This is a genomic window from Rhodanobacter sp. MP7CTX1, assembly GCF_014205795.1.
Classification (GTDB): Bacteria; Pseudomonadota; Gammaproteobacteria; order Xanthomonadales; family Rhodanobacteraceae; genus Rhodanobacter.
This window is the reverse complement of record NZ_JACHCN010000014.1, coordinates 1-13,742: the sequence shown is the minus strand read 5'-3', so window position 1 is coordinate 13,742 and position 13,742 is coordinate 1. Positions and strand designations below refer to the sequence as shown.

Sequence of the window (13,742 nt, the reverse complement as noted above, 5' to 3'; positions counted from 1 at the left end):
ACAACCTGTGGGAGCGACTTCAGTCGCGATCGGTTCTTGCGCGACGCCCAAGAGCATCGCGACTGAAGCCGCTCCCACAAGGGCATTCGCGGACGCTACCAGCCGCGTAGGTTAGGGTGAGCGTAGCGATGCCCAACAGGGGCACCGTGAATGTTGGGCATCGCTGCGCTCACCCCAACCTACATCGTTTACGTTGAGGCCGGCGGCACCAGCGCGATCACCAACCAGCCTGGCTTCGGCTCGAGTTCGCGTTTGACCGAGGCCACCCGCAGCGCGCCCTTTTCCTCTACCCCAAACAGCAGCACGGAGTTGGAGCCGTATTGCTCGATGAAATGCGGCCAGTCGAAGGTGGCCGTTAGTCTGGTCGACTTGATGCGCCAACCCTGGCCGAGCATTTCGGCAAAACGGCCGTGTGTCATCTCCTCGTTGAACAACGGCGGTGCAAGCAGGTTTCCGGATAGGGCAAGGCGATCGGTGTTCTGTTGCGGCGTCAGATTGCGTAGCCGATAGACCTTGTCGCGACCGAACTCCTGCCGATAGTGAACGCAGGCCAGCGAGTTGCGCTCGCGATGGGTAGACAGAGCCAGCAGCCGGCCGATTCCCGTGAGGTCCAGATGACGCTCGCCATGCGGCGAGGCCGGGTTGCCGAAAAACGTGCCGAGCCCTTCCATGCGGGCCTGGCGGATGCCTTCCCAATCGTCATCGGCCAGCACAACGCGAAAACCCGCTTCGTCCAGCGCACCACCGATCGCGCGCGCCACTAAATCGGAACCAAAGATCAGCAGGCCACGCGGCTCCGGCTCGGCCACCTTCAACCACTTCGCCAGCGGTCGTGCGGTCGCGCTCTGAAAAACCACAGTGCCGATGATCAGAATAAACACCAGCGGCACCAGGGCGTCGCCACCACTGACGCCGAGCGCATCGAGGCGTAAAGCAAACAGCGCCGAGACCGAAGCGGCAACGATGCCGCGTGGCGCAACCCAGCCAATCAAGGCGCGCTCGCGCCAAGTCAGCCCACTACCCAGACTCGCCAGCAGCACGGTCAGCGGTCGCACGACCAGTTGGGCAATCACGAACAACGCGATGCCTGCAGCCAGCATCCCGTGAGGCAACGGCCAGTGCAACCTCGCCGCCAGCAGGATGAACAGCACCGATACCAGCACCGTGGTGAGGCTTTCCTTGAAGTCGAGAATGTCGTCGATATGCACGCCGCGCATGTTGCCCAGCGCGATGCCCATGATGGTCACGGCCAGCAGTCCGGACTCATGCGTGATCACGTTGGACACGCTGAAGGCGAGCAGCACTGCCGCCAGCACGGCGTAGTTCTGCAGGTATTCGGGGATCATCTGCCGACGTAACAGGAAACCCGCCAGCACCGCGGCCAGCGCCCCGATCACCGTGCCGCAACCGATCGTGGCGATGAAAATACCGATCGTGTGACCTTCCTGCCGCGACACGATCGCCTCGAAGATCAGCACCGCGAATAGCGCGCCGAGCGGATCGATCACGATGCCTTCCCAGCGCAGCGTGTTGGCGATGCGTGCGTTCGGACGCAACGTGCGCAACATCGGCGCAATCACCGTTGGGCCCGTCACGCAGGCCAGCGCGCCAAACAGCAGGGCAATCGACCAGCTCAGTCCAGCGACGATATGCGCCGCCAGCGCAAGCAGCAGCAGCGCCGTCACGGCGCCGTAGCTGACCAACCCGCGGACCACATGGCCGATGCCCGGCAGCTCGTGGAAGCGCAATGTCAGGCTGCCCTCGAACAGGATCAGCGCCACCGCCAGCGACACAATGGGGAACAGCAACCCGCCCAGCAACTTGTCGGGATCAAGCACGCCACTGACCGGTCCCAGCAGGATCCCGGCCAGCAACAGGAACAGGATCGCCGGCAGCTTCACCCGCCACGCCAGCCATTGCGCCAGAAAGCCGATCATCAGCATGCCGGCGAGCATCAGGCCCAGCTCGAAAGTCATCGCAATCCTTGGGCCAACGTCGGAGCGCTATCGGAGCATGCGGAGATCGACACGTCCAGCAAGTAACGCGTGGGTGCGGGTGCGTAGGTTGGGGTGAGCGCAGCGATGCCCAACAGAGGCGCCGTGATTGTTGGGCATCGCTGCGCTCACCCCAACCTACGGGCCGGCCCCCTTCAGCTTCCCAGCCGGCGATATTGCAGCGCCTCGGCCAGATGCGATTGATCCAGCAGGGCGGCGCCGCCGTCGATATCGGCGATCGTGCGCGCGACCCGCAATACGCGGTGGTAGGCGCGCGCGGACAAGCCCAGCCGCTCCAGCGCGGATTCGAACCAGCGGCGTTCGGCTGGCCCCAGTGCGCAGTCGCGTTCCAGTTCGCGCGTGCTGATTTCTGCGTTCGGCCGCCCCGCACGCATCAACGACTGTCGCCGCGCCTTGAGTACGCGCGCGCGTACCGTGGCCGAATCCTCGTCATGCACGCCGCGCGGTGTGCCGAGGCTGGCCAGAGGCACCTGTGGAACTTCCACGCAAAGATCGATGCGGTCGAGCAGCGGTCCGGAAATACGCGAGCGATAGCGCTTGATCTGATCCGGCGTGCAATGACAACGCTGGCGCAAATCGCCGGCGTAGCCGCAGGGGCATGGATTCATCGCCGCCACCATCTGGAATTGCGCGGGAAACGTCGACTGCCGCGCCGCCCGGGAAATCACGATATGGCCGGATTCCATCGGTTCGCGCAGCACTTCCAGCACGTGTCGACTGAACTCCGGCAACTCATCCAGGAACAGCACGCCGTTGTGCGCCAGTGAGATCTCGCCCGGCCGCGGAGTCGAGCCGCCACCCACCAGCGCCACCGCCGAGGCGGTGTGATGCGGTGCCCGGAACGGTCGTCGTCGCCAGTGAGTGAGGTCCGCGTGCTGTCCGGCCACCGACCGTACGACGCAGGTTTCCAGCGCCTCCGACTCGGACAGCGGCGGCAGGATGCCGGGCAGGCGTTCGGCCAGCATGGTCTTGCCGGTACCTGGCGGCCCGATCAGCAAGAGATGATGGCCACCGACGGCGGTGATCTCCAATGCGCGCCGAGCCTGCAGCTGACCGCGCACATCCAACAGATCCGGGCCATCTTGCGCGCCGCCATCGCAGGGAATGCCTACCGGCAATGACAACTCTTGCGCGCCACGCAACCAGCCGCACACCTCGGCCAGCGTGTCCGCCACGCGCACGTCTACGTCCGACACCAACGCCGCCTCGGCGGCATTTTCGCGCGGCACCACTACGCGACGACCGCAAGCCCGTGCCCGCAGCAATGCCGGCAGCACACCGGGCACCCCGCGCAACGCTCCGGTCAAGGCCAGCTCACCAAGAAATTCGCAGTCGTCCAGTTTCTCGCGTGGCACCTGGCCGCTCGCCGCTAGGATGCCCAGCGCAATGGCCAGGTCGAAGCGGCCGCCGTCCTTGGGCAGCTCGGCCGGCGCCAGGTTCACCGTGACGCGACGGTTGGGGTATTCGAAAGCGGTGTTCTGGATCGCCACGCGCACCCGATCACGCGCCTCGCGTACCGCTGCCTCCGGCAGACCGACAATATTCGTCACCGGAAGGCCACCGGACAAATGGACCTCCACCATGACCTGCGGAGCGGCGATCCCTTCCTGGGCGCGGCTAAGGGTGACCGCAAGACTCATGCGGCCAGAGGTCGCTGACGAACGAAAGGGTCGCTGATATGTACAGACATCAAGCGACTCCATCGGCAGTGCTGGATAAATAACCGCCCCCGATCGTTCTCGAGGTGAGGTGACGGATCGAGGGCGGCTTCCGGAAGGTCGGTGGTACTAGCTCCCGCGGGCAGCCACGGCGGCCTCAAGTTCAGCCACGCGTCGCTCCAATTCGTCGACTTTGGCGCGAGTACGCGCCAGCACCTGAGTCTGGACTTCGAATTCTTCGCGAGTGACCAGATCGAGGCGGCGCAATCCCTGCGCCAGAACATCCTGGAAGTTGGCGCGCAAATCCTGTTGCGCCTGTGCCAGTCCTGGCGGTACCAACGACACAAGTCGCAGGGCAATCTGATCGATATCCTGCCTATCCATCATGGATAGCGCCTCAAGCTCGTCGAAATGAAGTTTAGGTGAATGGAAATTGGGTGTGCCATCGGTATGCTCCGCCAGAAACTGTAAGGATTGTCCTACATGGCTCGTTATCAGGCGACAACACCCGGCCGTGCAGGCAGAATGCAGTGCCGCGTCGCCCGTCGCGCCGATGCCTGTCGAGTAGAGGAAAACCCATGAAGCTGGTCGTGGCGATCATCAAGCCATTCAAGCTGGACGACGTCCGTGAAGCGCTGGCCGAGGTCGGCGTGCAGGGCGTGACGGTCACTGAAGTGAAGGGCTTCGGCCGCCAGAAGGGCCATACCGAGCTATATCGCGGTGCCGAATACGTGGTCGATTTCCTGCCCAAGATCAAACTGGAAGTGGCGATTGCCGACGACCAGCTGGAGCGCGTGCTGGAGGCGATCCAGCATTCTGCCCGCACCGGCAAGATCGGTGACGGCAAGATCTTCGTCAGCACGCTGGAGCAGGTCATACGTATCCGCACCGGTGAACTGGATCACGACGCGCTCTGAAGTCGAGGGCGACGCAGACACCTGCGGCATTCAGCCCGACGGCGCGAAGGGCAGACCAAGCTCCTTGAGCATGGCATCGCGCATCAGGTACTTCTGAATCTTGCCGGTCACGGTCATCGGAAACGCGTCGACGAAGCGCACGTAGTGCGGCACCTTGTAGTAAGCCAGACGATGCCGGCAGTAGTCCTGGATCTCCGCCTCGCTTGCACTGCTGCCTTCGCGCAAGCGCACCCAAGCGCAGACCTGCTCACCGAGCTTCGCATCGGGCACGCCGAATACCTGCACGTCTTGCACTTTCGGATGGCTGTACAGAAATTCCTCGATCTCGCGCGGGTACACGTTTTCGCCGCCGCGGATAATCATGTCCTTCAGACGGCCGACGATGCTGCAGTACCCGTCCGGGTCGAGCACAGCGAGATCGCCCGTGTGCATCCAGCTCGCCGCGTCGATGACCTCGCGCGTGCGCGCCTCGTCACCCCAGTAACCGAGCATCACTGAATAGCCGCGGGTGCACAGCTCACCCACCGCACCGCGCGACACCGTCCGCCCCTGCTCGTCGACCAGCTTTGCCTCGAGGTGCGGATGGATGCGTCCGACACTGTCGACGCGGCGCTCCAGCGGATCTTCCGGCACGGTCTGGAAGCTCACGGGGCTGGTTTCGGTCATGCCGTAGGCGATGGTCACCTGATCCATATGCATCTCGCTGACTACCCGCCGCATCACCTCGATCGGGCACGGCGAGCCGGCCATGATGCCGGTGCGCAAACTGGTGAGATCGAAGCGATGAAATTGTGCGTGCTCGAGCTCGGCGATAAACATCGTAGGCACGCCATGCAGGCCCGTGCAGCGCTCCGCTTCCACGGCTTCCAGGGTGGCCAGCGCATCGAAGCCCTCGCCCGGGATAACCATGCAGGCGCCGTGGGTAACGCAGGCGAGATTGCCCAGCACCATGCCGAAGCAGTGGTAGAACGGCACGGGAATACACAGCCGATCCTGCTCGGTGAGGCGCATCGCCTCCCCGATGGAGTAAGCATTGTTGATGATATTGTGATGGGTCAACGTGGCGCCCTTTGGGGTGCCGGTAGTGCCGGAAGTGAACTGAATATTCACCGCGTCGTCGAACCCCAGGTCACGCTCCACCTCGCGCAGTCGCACGATGGCCGACCCATCGCCGGCGGCCAGCAGTTGCGACCACGTATGCGTACCCGGTGCAGCCACATCGTCAAGCAGGATCACCTCGCGCAGACCCGGCAGCCGCGCGGCGCGAAGTGCACCGGCCGCGGCATGGGCCAGTTCGGGCGCCAGCTCACCCAGCACATCCATATAGCGCGAGGTCCTGAAGCGGCGCGGCAACACCAGCGCGCGACAGTCCACATGGTTGAGGGCGTGCTCCAGTTCGTGTGCGCGGTACGCTGGATTGATATTGACCAGCACCAACCCCGCTTTCGGCGCAGCAAACTGCAGGATCACCCATTCGACGCGGTTCGGCGCCCAGATGCCGATGCGGTCGCCGCGCAGCAGGCCCAGCGCGAGCAGGCCGGCGGCGGCGCGCTCCACTTCGGCATGGAACTCCCGATAGTTCATCCGCACGCCCTGGCTGCGCACCACCAGTGCCGGCTGCTGCGGGTACGCGGCCGCCATGCGGTCAAGCAATGAGCCCACGGTATCGCCCAGCAACGGCTTGACGCTGACGCCGTGGACGTAACTCGGCATGGCTTCCATCAACCAACGGTCTCCAGCGCGCAGTGAAGAAAGCATAGCGGCTACCACCCAAGCGTGCTCCGAGACCAGCCCACCGACGAAACCACTCCGGCAACTATTTTTTGGTGCCCCGTGACGCACCGCCCCACCTCGTGCCGCGCGGCTTATCCCCCGACTTGTCCACAAGTTGTTGGGTTGACCGTGCCAGGGGCACCCGATATGTTGTGTCTGTCGGTGCCTGTCCAGACGCGATCGTCGGTCGGGCTTAAAAGGGAATCCGGTGTGAATCCGGAACTGCCCCGCAGCGGTAAAGCGGAAACGAAAGCTCCCACAAGCACTGGCCCTCAGCGGCTGGGAAGCGGGGGCAAGTAGGCGGATCGAAAGATCCTCGTCCGCAAGTCCGAAGACCTGCCGGCACATCAGGGTGAACGTGCCCTGGTGAGTAGTGACGGTTTCCGTGGGGAAGCACGTCGGAACGGTCGCCGATGGGCGACTGTCCCGTGACTTTCCACGGCATTCGTCACTTCAGGCCCTGCGCGCGGGAGCAGGTGTTTGACGACCCATGCTGGGAGCCACTGCCATGCAACCTGCCGATACCGCTGCACGCGAGCGCATCGTCGCCCGTACGGATTCACCCGCGATTTTCCATGCCGAACCTATGACGACGTCCCTGTCCGATGCCCACCCCATGACGACACAATCCACCACAACCGGCGACAGCGCTTTTGCGCTGACTCCACCGCACAACCCGGGCCAGATGCGCGTGACCAAGCGCAACGGCGGCCAGGAGATTGTCGACGTCAACAAGATCGTGCGCGCGGTGACCCGCAGCGGCGAAGGCCTGCACGGCGTCGACCCGTTGCGCGTGGCGCTGAAGACGATCGGCGGCCTGTACGACGGCGCCACAACGCAGGAACTGGACCAACTGTCGATCCGCACCGCCGCGGCACTGACCGCCGAGGAGCCCGAATACGGCCAGCTCGCGGCGCGCCTGCTCGGTGCGTACATCGACAAGGAAGTGAGCGGCCAGGAGATCCAGAGTTTCTCGCAATCGATCGCGCGTGGTGCGGAGATCGGCATCCTCAACGATCGCCTGCGCGATTTCGTCGCTGCGAACGCGCGCAAGTTGAACGATGCGATCGATACGCTCGCCAATCGCCGCTTCGAATATTTCGGCCTGCGCACGGTATACGACCGCTATCTGCTGCGGCACCCGCAACAGCGCCTGGTGATCGAGACCCCGCAGTATTTCTTCATGCGCATTGCCTGCGCGCTCGGCGGTAACGAGATCGGTGAAACGCTTGAACTCTATCGACTGCTGTCGTCGCTGGAATACATCGCCAGCTCGCCAACCTTGTTCAATGCCGGCACCCGCCATGAGCAGCTGAGCTCGTGCTACCTGCTCGACTCGCCGACCGATTCGCTGGAGTCGATCTACGACAAATATGCGGATGTCGCCAAGCTCAGCAAGTTTGCCGGCGGCATCGGCCTGGCCTACTCACGGGTGCGCTCGCGCGGCTCGCTGATCCGCGGCACCAACGGTCATTCCAACGGCCTGTTGCCATGGCTGAAGACGCTGGACGCGTCAGTCGCCGCAGTGAACCAGGGCGGCAAGCGCAAGGGCGCGGCCTGTGTGTATCTGGAATCGTGGCACGCCGACATCGAAGATTTTCTGGAGCTGCGCGACAACACCGGCGACGATGCGCGCCGTGCGCATAACCTCAACATCGCAAACTGGATCCCCGACGAATTCATGCGCCGCGTGGAGGCCGACGGCGACTGGTCGCTGTTCGATCCGAAAGTGGTACCGCATCTGGTCGACAGCTGGGGCGCGACGTTCGACGAGGCTTACATCAAGGCCGAAGCCGAACACCTGGCGGTAAAGACAGTCAAGGCGCGCGAACTTTACGCACGCATGATGCGCACGCTGGCGCAGACCGGCAACGGTTGGATGACGTTCAAGGATCGCTGCAACGCCACCAGCAATCAGACCGCGCATCCCGACAACGTGATCCACCTGTCCAACCTGTGCACCGAGATTCTCGAGGTGAGCTCAGCCACCGAGACGGCGGTATGCAATCTCGGCTCGGTGAATCTTGCGCGACATGTTGTGCGCGCCGCCGATGGAGGCAGCGTGTTCGACTTCGAACAGCTTGCTTCGACCGTGCGCACTGCCGTGCGTCAGCTCAACCGGGTGATCGATCTCAACTTCTATCCGATCGACACCGCCCGCACCGCGAACATGAAGTGGCGCCCGGTGGGTCTTGGCGTGATGGGTATGCAAGACGTGTTCTTTAAACTACGCCTGCCGTTCGACTCGACCGAAGCGTTGGCGTTGTCCACACGTATCGCCGAGGAGATCTATTTCCACGCGCTGACTATGTCTACCGAGCTGGCCCAACAAGAGGGTCCGCACCCGGGCTTTCAGGAGAGCCGTGCAGCGAACGGTGAACTGCAGTTCGACTATTGGCCGAGTGCTACACCACACGATGGCGCGCGCTGGGACGCGCTGCGTGAGCGCATCAAACAGCACGGCCTGCGCAACTCGCTGCTGATCGCGATTGCGCCGACCGCGACGATTGCCTCGATCGCCGGCTGCTACGAGTGCATCGAGCCGCAGGTCAGCAACCTGTTCAAGCGCGAGACGTTGTCCGGCGATTTCCTGCAAGTGAATCGTTATCTCGCCGAAGAGCTGAAGTCACTCGGCCTGTGGACGTCCGAGATACGTGATGCGATCAAGCTCGCCGAGGGTTCGATCCAGGGCATCGCGGCGATCCCGGAACGCCTGCGCACGATCTACCGCACGGTATGGGAACTGCCACAGAAAGCACTGATCGAACTCGGTGCCGCACGTGGCGCCTATATCGATCAGAGCCAATCGCTGAACCTGTTCATGGAAAACCCGAACATCGGCCAATTGAGTTCGATGTACATGTACGCGTGGAAGGCCGGCATCAAGACGACCTATTACTTGCGCTCACGCCCGGCGACGAAGATCACCAAGACGACGGTGACGGCGGAGCGGACCGTGCTGGTCGTGGATCAGGCGCAAGCCAATGCCGCGGTGTTCTGCTCGCTGGAAAATCCCGAGTACTGCGAGGCCTGTCAGTAAGCCTGCTTTGCTCCATGAGCGCGGAAGGCTCGCTTCGCGCCCCCCCCCCTGCTCGGCAGGGGGAGGCTGGGAGGGGGTTGCCCGAGCTTGCGGAAAGTCAAAAGCAGCCTGTCCCGGCCCTCCCCTGCGGCCCGAAGATAGTCCCTTTTTTGGGGCAAGCAGGGGAGGGAGCAGTGAGCACCGAGGCGAGCCTTTTCGCGCACACGGTGCGCTCCTACACAAATCCATTTTGAGGTAACCCATGTCCACCGAATCTGCCCGCAACGCGCACATCCTCGATCCCGGTTTCGAGCTCACCCTGCGCCCAATGCGCTATCCCGGTTTCTACGAGATGTATCGCGCGGCGATTCGCAATACATGGACGGTGGAGGAAGTCGATTTCTCGATGGACATCGGCGATCTCACGTCGAAGATGTCCGTCGCCGATCGCCATCTGATTCATCGGCTGGTGGCTTTTTTTGCCACCGGCGACACCATCGTGTCGAACAACCTTGTGCTGAATTTGTATCAGCACATCAACGCACCCGAGGCGCGTATGTATCTATCGCGCCAGCTGTACGAGGAAGCGCTGCACGTGCAGTTCTACCTCACATTGCTTGACACCTATATTCCCGATCCCACCGAACGCAACAAGGCGTTCGCGGCGATCGAGAGCATCCCCTCGATACGCGCCAAGGGCGAGTTCTGCTTCAAGTGGATCGACTCGGTGCAAAACCTGCGCCGACTGGAGACGCGCGAACAGCGGCGGCAGTTCCTGCTCAACCTGATCTGTTTCGCTGCGTGCATCGAAGGCCTGTTCTTCTACGCCGCGTTCGCCTACGTCTATTACCTGCGCTCACGCGGACTGCTGCACGGCCTGGCGGCGGGTACCAACTGGGTGTTTCGCGACGAGAGCGGCCACATGGCGTTCGCGTTCGAGGTGGTGCGTACCGTGCGCGAGCAGGAACCGGAACTGTTTGACGACGCCATGCGCGTACAAGTCGAACAGATGATGGAGGATGCGATCGCCTGTGAAACCCTGTTTGCCGAGGACGTGCTTTCCGGCGGCGTGGTTGGCCTGTCGGTGAAGGACATGCGCCAGTACCTCGAATACTGCGCCGACCAGCGTCTGGCCCAGCTCGACATGCCGAAAAAATACGGCGTCAGGAATCCGTTCGACTTCATGGACCTGCAGGACGTGCAGGAAGTCACCAACTTCTTCGAACGCCGCGTGTCGGCATATCAGGTCGGCGTGCAGGGAGAGGTGGCGTTCGACATGGCGTTTTGACGGCTACGGGATGTTGGGCATCGCTCGCCACCAGATCGCAACGCAAGAACATCACACGCCCAATCTGCATTGAGATGACCCTGTCGGATATACCGGTGGATGGACGAATAAGGCCAATCGCTCGCTCGTGCGGAATGACCGTGCTTCACCGGATTGATGTGCACGTAATCAACATGGTTGGCGAGATCGGCTTCGTCATTGATCTGATGCTCCCAGAACCGCCGCTGCCAGATGCCGCGCTCGCCGTTACTCACTCTTGAGCGGCGAATGCGCTCGCCTCATCCGATGGCGCGCGAAAAACCAGCCTTGATCAGCATCCAGCGGGTGGAGAAATCTGCGTCGCCAGGCGGCAGCGTCCAAACCGCGTGCATGTGATCGGGCAAGACGACCCACGCGTCAATCTGAAACGCATGTCGTTGTTTGACCGCGCGCACCGCATGGCGAAGCGCGTCGATGTGCTCGACGAGCAGGCCGCTGGAACGGTCATCCAGGTTAACGGTGAAGAAGAATGTCCCGCCGGAAACATGGGCTCTTCGGTAACGCATGGCAGTCATCCGTGACGTGATGTTGGGCATCGCTTTGCTCACCCCGACCTACCAGAGCTTCGGTCGCATGGCCTATTGACTACACGTGTCGCCAAGGCGTAGCTTTAACTACACTTGTAGTCACGAAGTGCCGCGAACATGTCCAAGCCAACCATCGGCGACCAGGAGCTGGGGCTCCTGCATTACTTGTCTGACCACCAAAGCGCCTCAGTGGGTGAAGTGGCCGCTGGATTTGGCGAGCCGCGTGGGCTGGCACGGTCGACGGTGCTGACGATGATGGAGCGCTTGCGTAGCAAGGGCTATCTCAAGCGCCGTCAGCTCAAGGGAATGTATCGCTACAGCACGGCCACCGGTCCTGGCGAGGCGATGCGCAGCGCGGTCGGCAGCTTTGTCGAGAAGACGCTGAGCGGTTCGGTGTCCCCGTTCGTGGCCTGGATGTCCGAGCGCGCCAAGGTCAGCGATACCGAGCTGGCCGAACTTGAGGCGCTGGTGGTGCAGCTGCAATCCAAGCGCAAGGAGCCCTGAGATGAACGCCATCGACATGCTCGCCGATACCCTGCTCGTCCGCCTTGCCTGGACCTGTGCGCAGGCCACCTTGTTGATCGGCGCCCTGTGGCTGCTAGGCCGCTGGATGCCGCGATTGTCGCCGGCGATCCGCTGCATGCTGTGGTGGCTGCTCGCCGCACAGTTGCTGGTGGGGCTGATAGCCAGCACGCCGGTACGGCTGCCGCTGCTGTCGACGCCATCGCATGACCTCGCCATAGCGGCGTCGGCGGATCTGCGTAGCACCGCGACAACACCGCTGTCCGAACCGATGGCGCCATCGGAACTCGCCGCAGCATCACCTTCTTCGGCAACGCCCATCGCGTCGACGACAACCCACTCGTTCCATTGGCAGCGTCTGCTGCTGGCGGTGTGGCTCGCTGGCCTGCTCGTGCAACTGTTGCTGGTCGCCCGCCAATGGCTATGGGCCCGCACTGTGTTGCGCGGGTCCTTGCCGTTGCATGACGAAACGCTGCAGTCGCTATGTGCGCAACAGGCTCGGGCACTGGGTTTACGTCGCTGTCCACAGCTGCGCATGTCGCTCGCGATTGCGTCGCCGCAGGTCGCTGGCCTGTGGCGACCTATCGTGCTGCTGCCCGCCAGCCAGCTGCTGACGCCCGAGGAATCGGCGATGGCACTCGCCCACGAACTGGCCCATCTGCGTCGCGGCGACCTGTGGCTGGTGTGGATACCGGCGATGGCACAGCGGCTGTTTTTCTTTCACCCGCTGGTGGCGTGGGCGATGCGCGAGTACGCGCTCAATCGCGAAGCCGCCTGCGATGCACAGGTGCTGCAGCAGCATCGCGCCGCACCACAGACCTATGGCCGCCTGTTGCTGCGCCTCGGCGTGGCCCACCCCATGCATGCCGGCCTGGCCGGAGCCTCTCCCACGTTCCAGAACCTGAAAAGGCGATTGACCATGTTGCAGCAAACCGTCAACGATACGAGGCCGCGCGCGCGCGGCTGGCTACTGGTGGTGCTGGTCGCCATCGCGGGTGTTCTCCCCTACCGCGTCACTGCGGCGGGCCCGAACCAGACCCAGGGCATGACGCAATCCGACTCCGGCGAGCAAGTACCAGCCGCTGCGCCAACGCCGCCGATTCCTCCTGCTCCCCACAATCGCTCCGTTCCACCGCTGCCGCCTGTACCTCCGGCACCGCCTCCGCCGCCGGCTCCCCCCCCTGACCTCGGCTTCAATGCGAACCATATCGACGTCGACATCCACGCGAATGCCGGCCGCGGGTTTGTGATGATCGAAGGCGATACGGTGATGATCAGCGGCAACGACAACGATCTCGATGTAGCAAAACAGCTGCACCAGGGCAAAGGACCCGTGCTGTGGTTTCGTCGTGGCGACAAGGCCTACATGATTCGTGATGCGAGCTACATCGAGCATGCCAAGGCCACCTATGCACCCATCACAGAGCTTGCCCGGCAGCAGGGTGAACTCGGTGCACAACAAGGTCGGCTAGGCGGCAAGCAGGGTGCGCTTGGTGCGCGGCAAGGTGAACTCGGGGCGCAGCAGGGGCAGATGGCTGCCCGTGAGGCCATGCTCGACGCACAGCTGGTGGCACAACCCAATCAGGACGCGCGCGCGGCGGCGCAGGAAGCGCGACTGGCCCAACAGGCGTCGCGTGACGAATTCCGCCGGCGAGAGGATGTCCTGCGTCAGCAACAGGTCGAGCTCGGCAAACAGCAGGCCGAGCTCGGCAAGCAACAGAAGGCGTTGTCCGGGCGCATGCGGCTCACGTCGGAAAGGGCGAATCAGCAGATGGATCAATTGCTGGATGAGGCAGTCGCCAAAGGCATTGCCCAACCCACGAGCGCGCGTTGAGGCTTTAGCCAAGTCGCATACACGGCATACGCATGCTGAGATCGAGCAAAAAAAAGGTTCTTCGCGGAAGTCCGGGGAGCCCGGATAAAAAAGAACGGTGACTTCAGGTAAAGATGTTTGTGCGACCAAACATTCACCTGAGCCACCGTT

General features: G+C 63.0%; 10 protein-coding genes and 1 riboswitch. Of the genes, 5 read left to right on the top strand and 5 right to left on the bottom strand.

Translation table 11 applies throughout. The features are described from left to right. Positions 1-188 precede the first annotated feature (188 nt). The 3 genes from HDE77_RS15645 to HDE77_RS15635 form a co-directional block, all read right to left on the bottom strand. A complete protein-coding gene (locus HDE77_RS15645; RefSeq protein ID WP_184418798.1) occupies positions 189-1,976 on the bottom strand; it encodes a sodium:proton antiporter in 1,788 nt (595 codons plus the stop codon). A 173-nt stretch (positions 1,977-2,149) separates the two neighbouring features. Then, a complete protein-coding gene (locus tag HDE77_RS15640) occupies positions 2,150-3,655 on the bottom strand; it encodes a YifB family Mg chelatase-like AAA ATPase (RefSeq protein ID WP_184418796.1) in 1,506 nt (501 codons plus the stop codon). Positions 3,656-3,802: 147 nt separating this feature from the next. Beyond that, on the bottom strand, positions 3,803-4,060 hold the full coding sequence (locus HDE77_RS15635; RefSeq protein WP_184418794.1) for an accessory factor UbiK family protein: 258 nt from the start codon (positions 4,058-4,060) through the stop codon (positions 3,803-3,805). A 191-nt stretch (positions 4,061-4,251) separates the two neighbouring features. On the opposite strand from HDE77_RS15635, the gene glnK reads away from it, so the two are divergent. Next, positions 4,252-4,590, top strand: a complete 339-nt coding sequence (gene glnK, locus HDE77_RS15630; RefSeq protein ID WP_184418792.1) for a P-II family nitrogen regulator — start codon at positions 4,252-4,254, stop codon at positions 4,588-4,590. 30 nt (positions 4,591-4,620) lie between these two features. On the opposite strand, the gene HDE77_RS15625 is transcribed toward glnK, so the two are convergent. Next, a complete protein-coding gene (locus tag HDE77_RS15625) occupies positions 4,621-6,312 on the bottom strand; it encodes an AMP-binding protein (protein WP_184418791.1) in 1,692 nt (563 codons plus the stop codon). Positions 6,313-6,506: 194 nt separating this feature from the next. Further along, positions 6,507-6,722, top strand: a riboswitch (cobalamin riboswitch). A 257-nt stretch (positions 6,723-6,979) separates the two neighbouring features. Here HDE77_RS15625 and HDE77_RS15620 point away from each other — a divergent pair. Together HDE77_RS15620 and HDE77_RS15615 are read left to right on the top strand one after the other, a co-directional pair. After that, the gene (locus HDE77_RS15620; protein WP_184418937.1) at positions 6,980-9,403 is read left to right on the top strand and encodes a ribonucleoside-diphosphate reductase subunit alpha; all 2,424 of its coding nucleotides are present in this window, start codon (positions 6,980-6,982) and stop codon (positions 9,401-9,403) included. A 241-nt stretch (positions 9,404-9,644) separates the two neighbouring features. Beyond that, a complete protein-coding gene (locus tag HDE77_RS15615) occupies positions 9,645-10,670 on the top strand; it encodes a ribonucleotide-diphosphate reductase subunit beta (RefSeq protein ID WP_184418790.1) in 1,026 nt (341 codons plus the stop codon). A 278-nt stretch (positions 10,671-10,948) separates the two neighbouring features. On the opposite strand, the gene HDE77_RS20685 is transcribed toward HDE77_RS15615, so the two are convergent. Then, on the bottom strand, positions 10,949-11,245 hold the full coding sequence (locus HDE77_RS20685) for a hypothetical protein (RefSeq protein ID WP_304625356.1): 297 nt from the start codon (positions 11,243-11,245) through the stop codon (positions 10,949-10,951). Between the two features lie 108 nt (positions 11,246-11,353). Here HDE77_RS20685 and HDE77_RS15605 point away from each other — a divergent pair, with 108 nt between their 5' ends. Together HDE77_RS15605 and HDE77_RS15600 are read left to right on the top strand one after the other, a co-directional pair. Beyond that, the gene (locus tag HDE77_RS15605; RefSeq protein WP_184418788.1) at positions 11,354-11,740 is read left to right on the top strand and encodes a BlaI/MecI/CopY family transcriptional regulator; all 387 of its coding nucleotides are present in this window, start codon (positions 11,354-11,356) and stop codon (positions 11,738-11,740) included. A 1-nt stretch (position 11,741) separates the two neighbouring features. After that, positions 11,742-13,592: a M56 family metallopeptidase gene (locus tag HDE77_RS15600; RefSeq protein ID WP_184418786.1), complete on the top strand. Its 1,851-nt coding sequence runs from the start codon at positions 11,742-11,744 to the stop codon at positions 13,590-13,592. Positions 13,593-13,742: the final 150 nt, after the last annotated feature.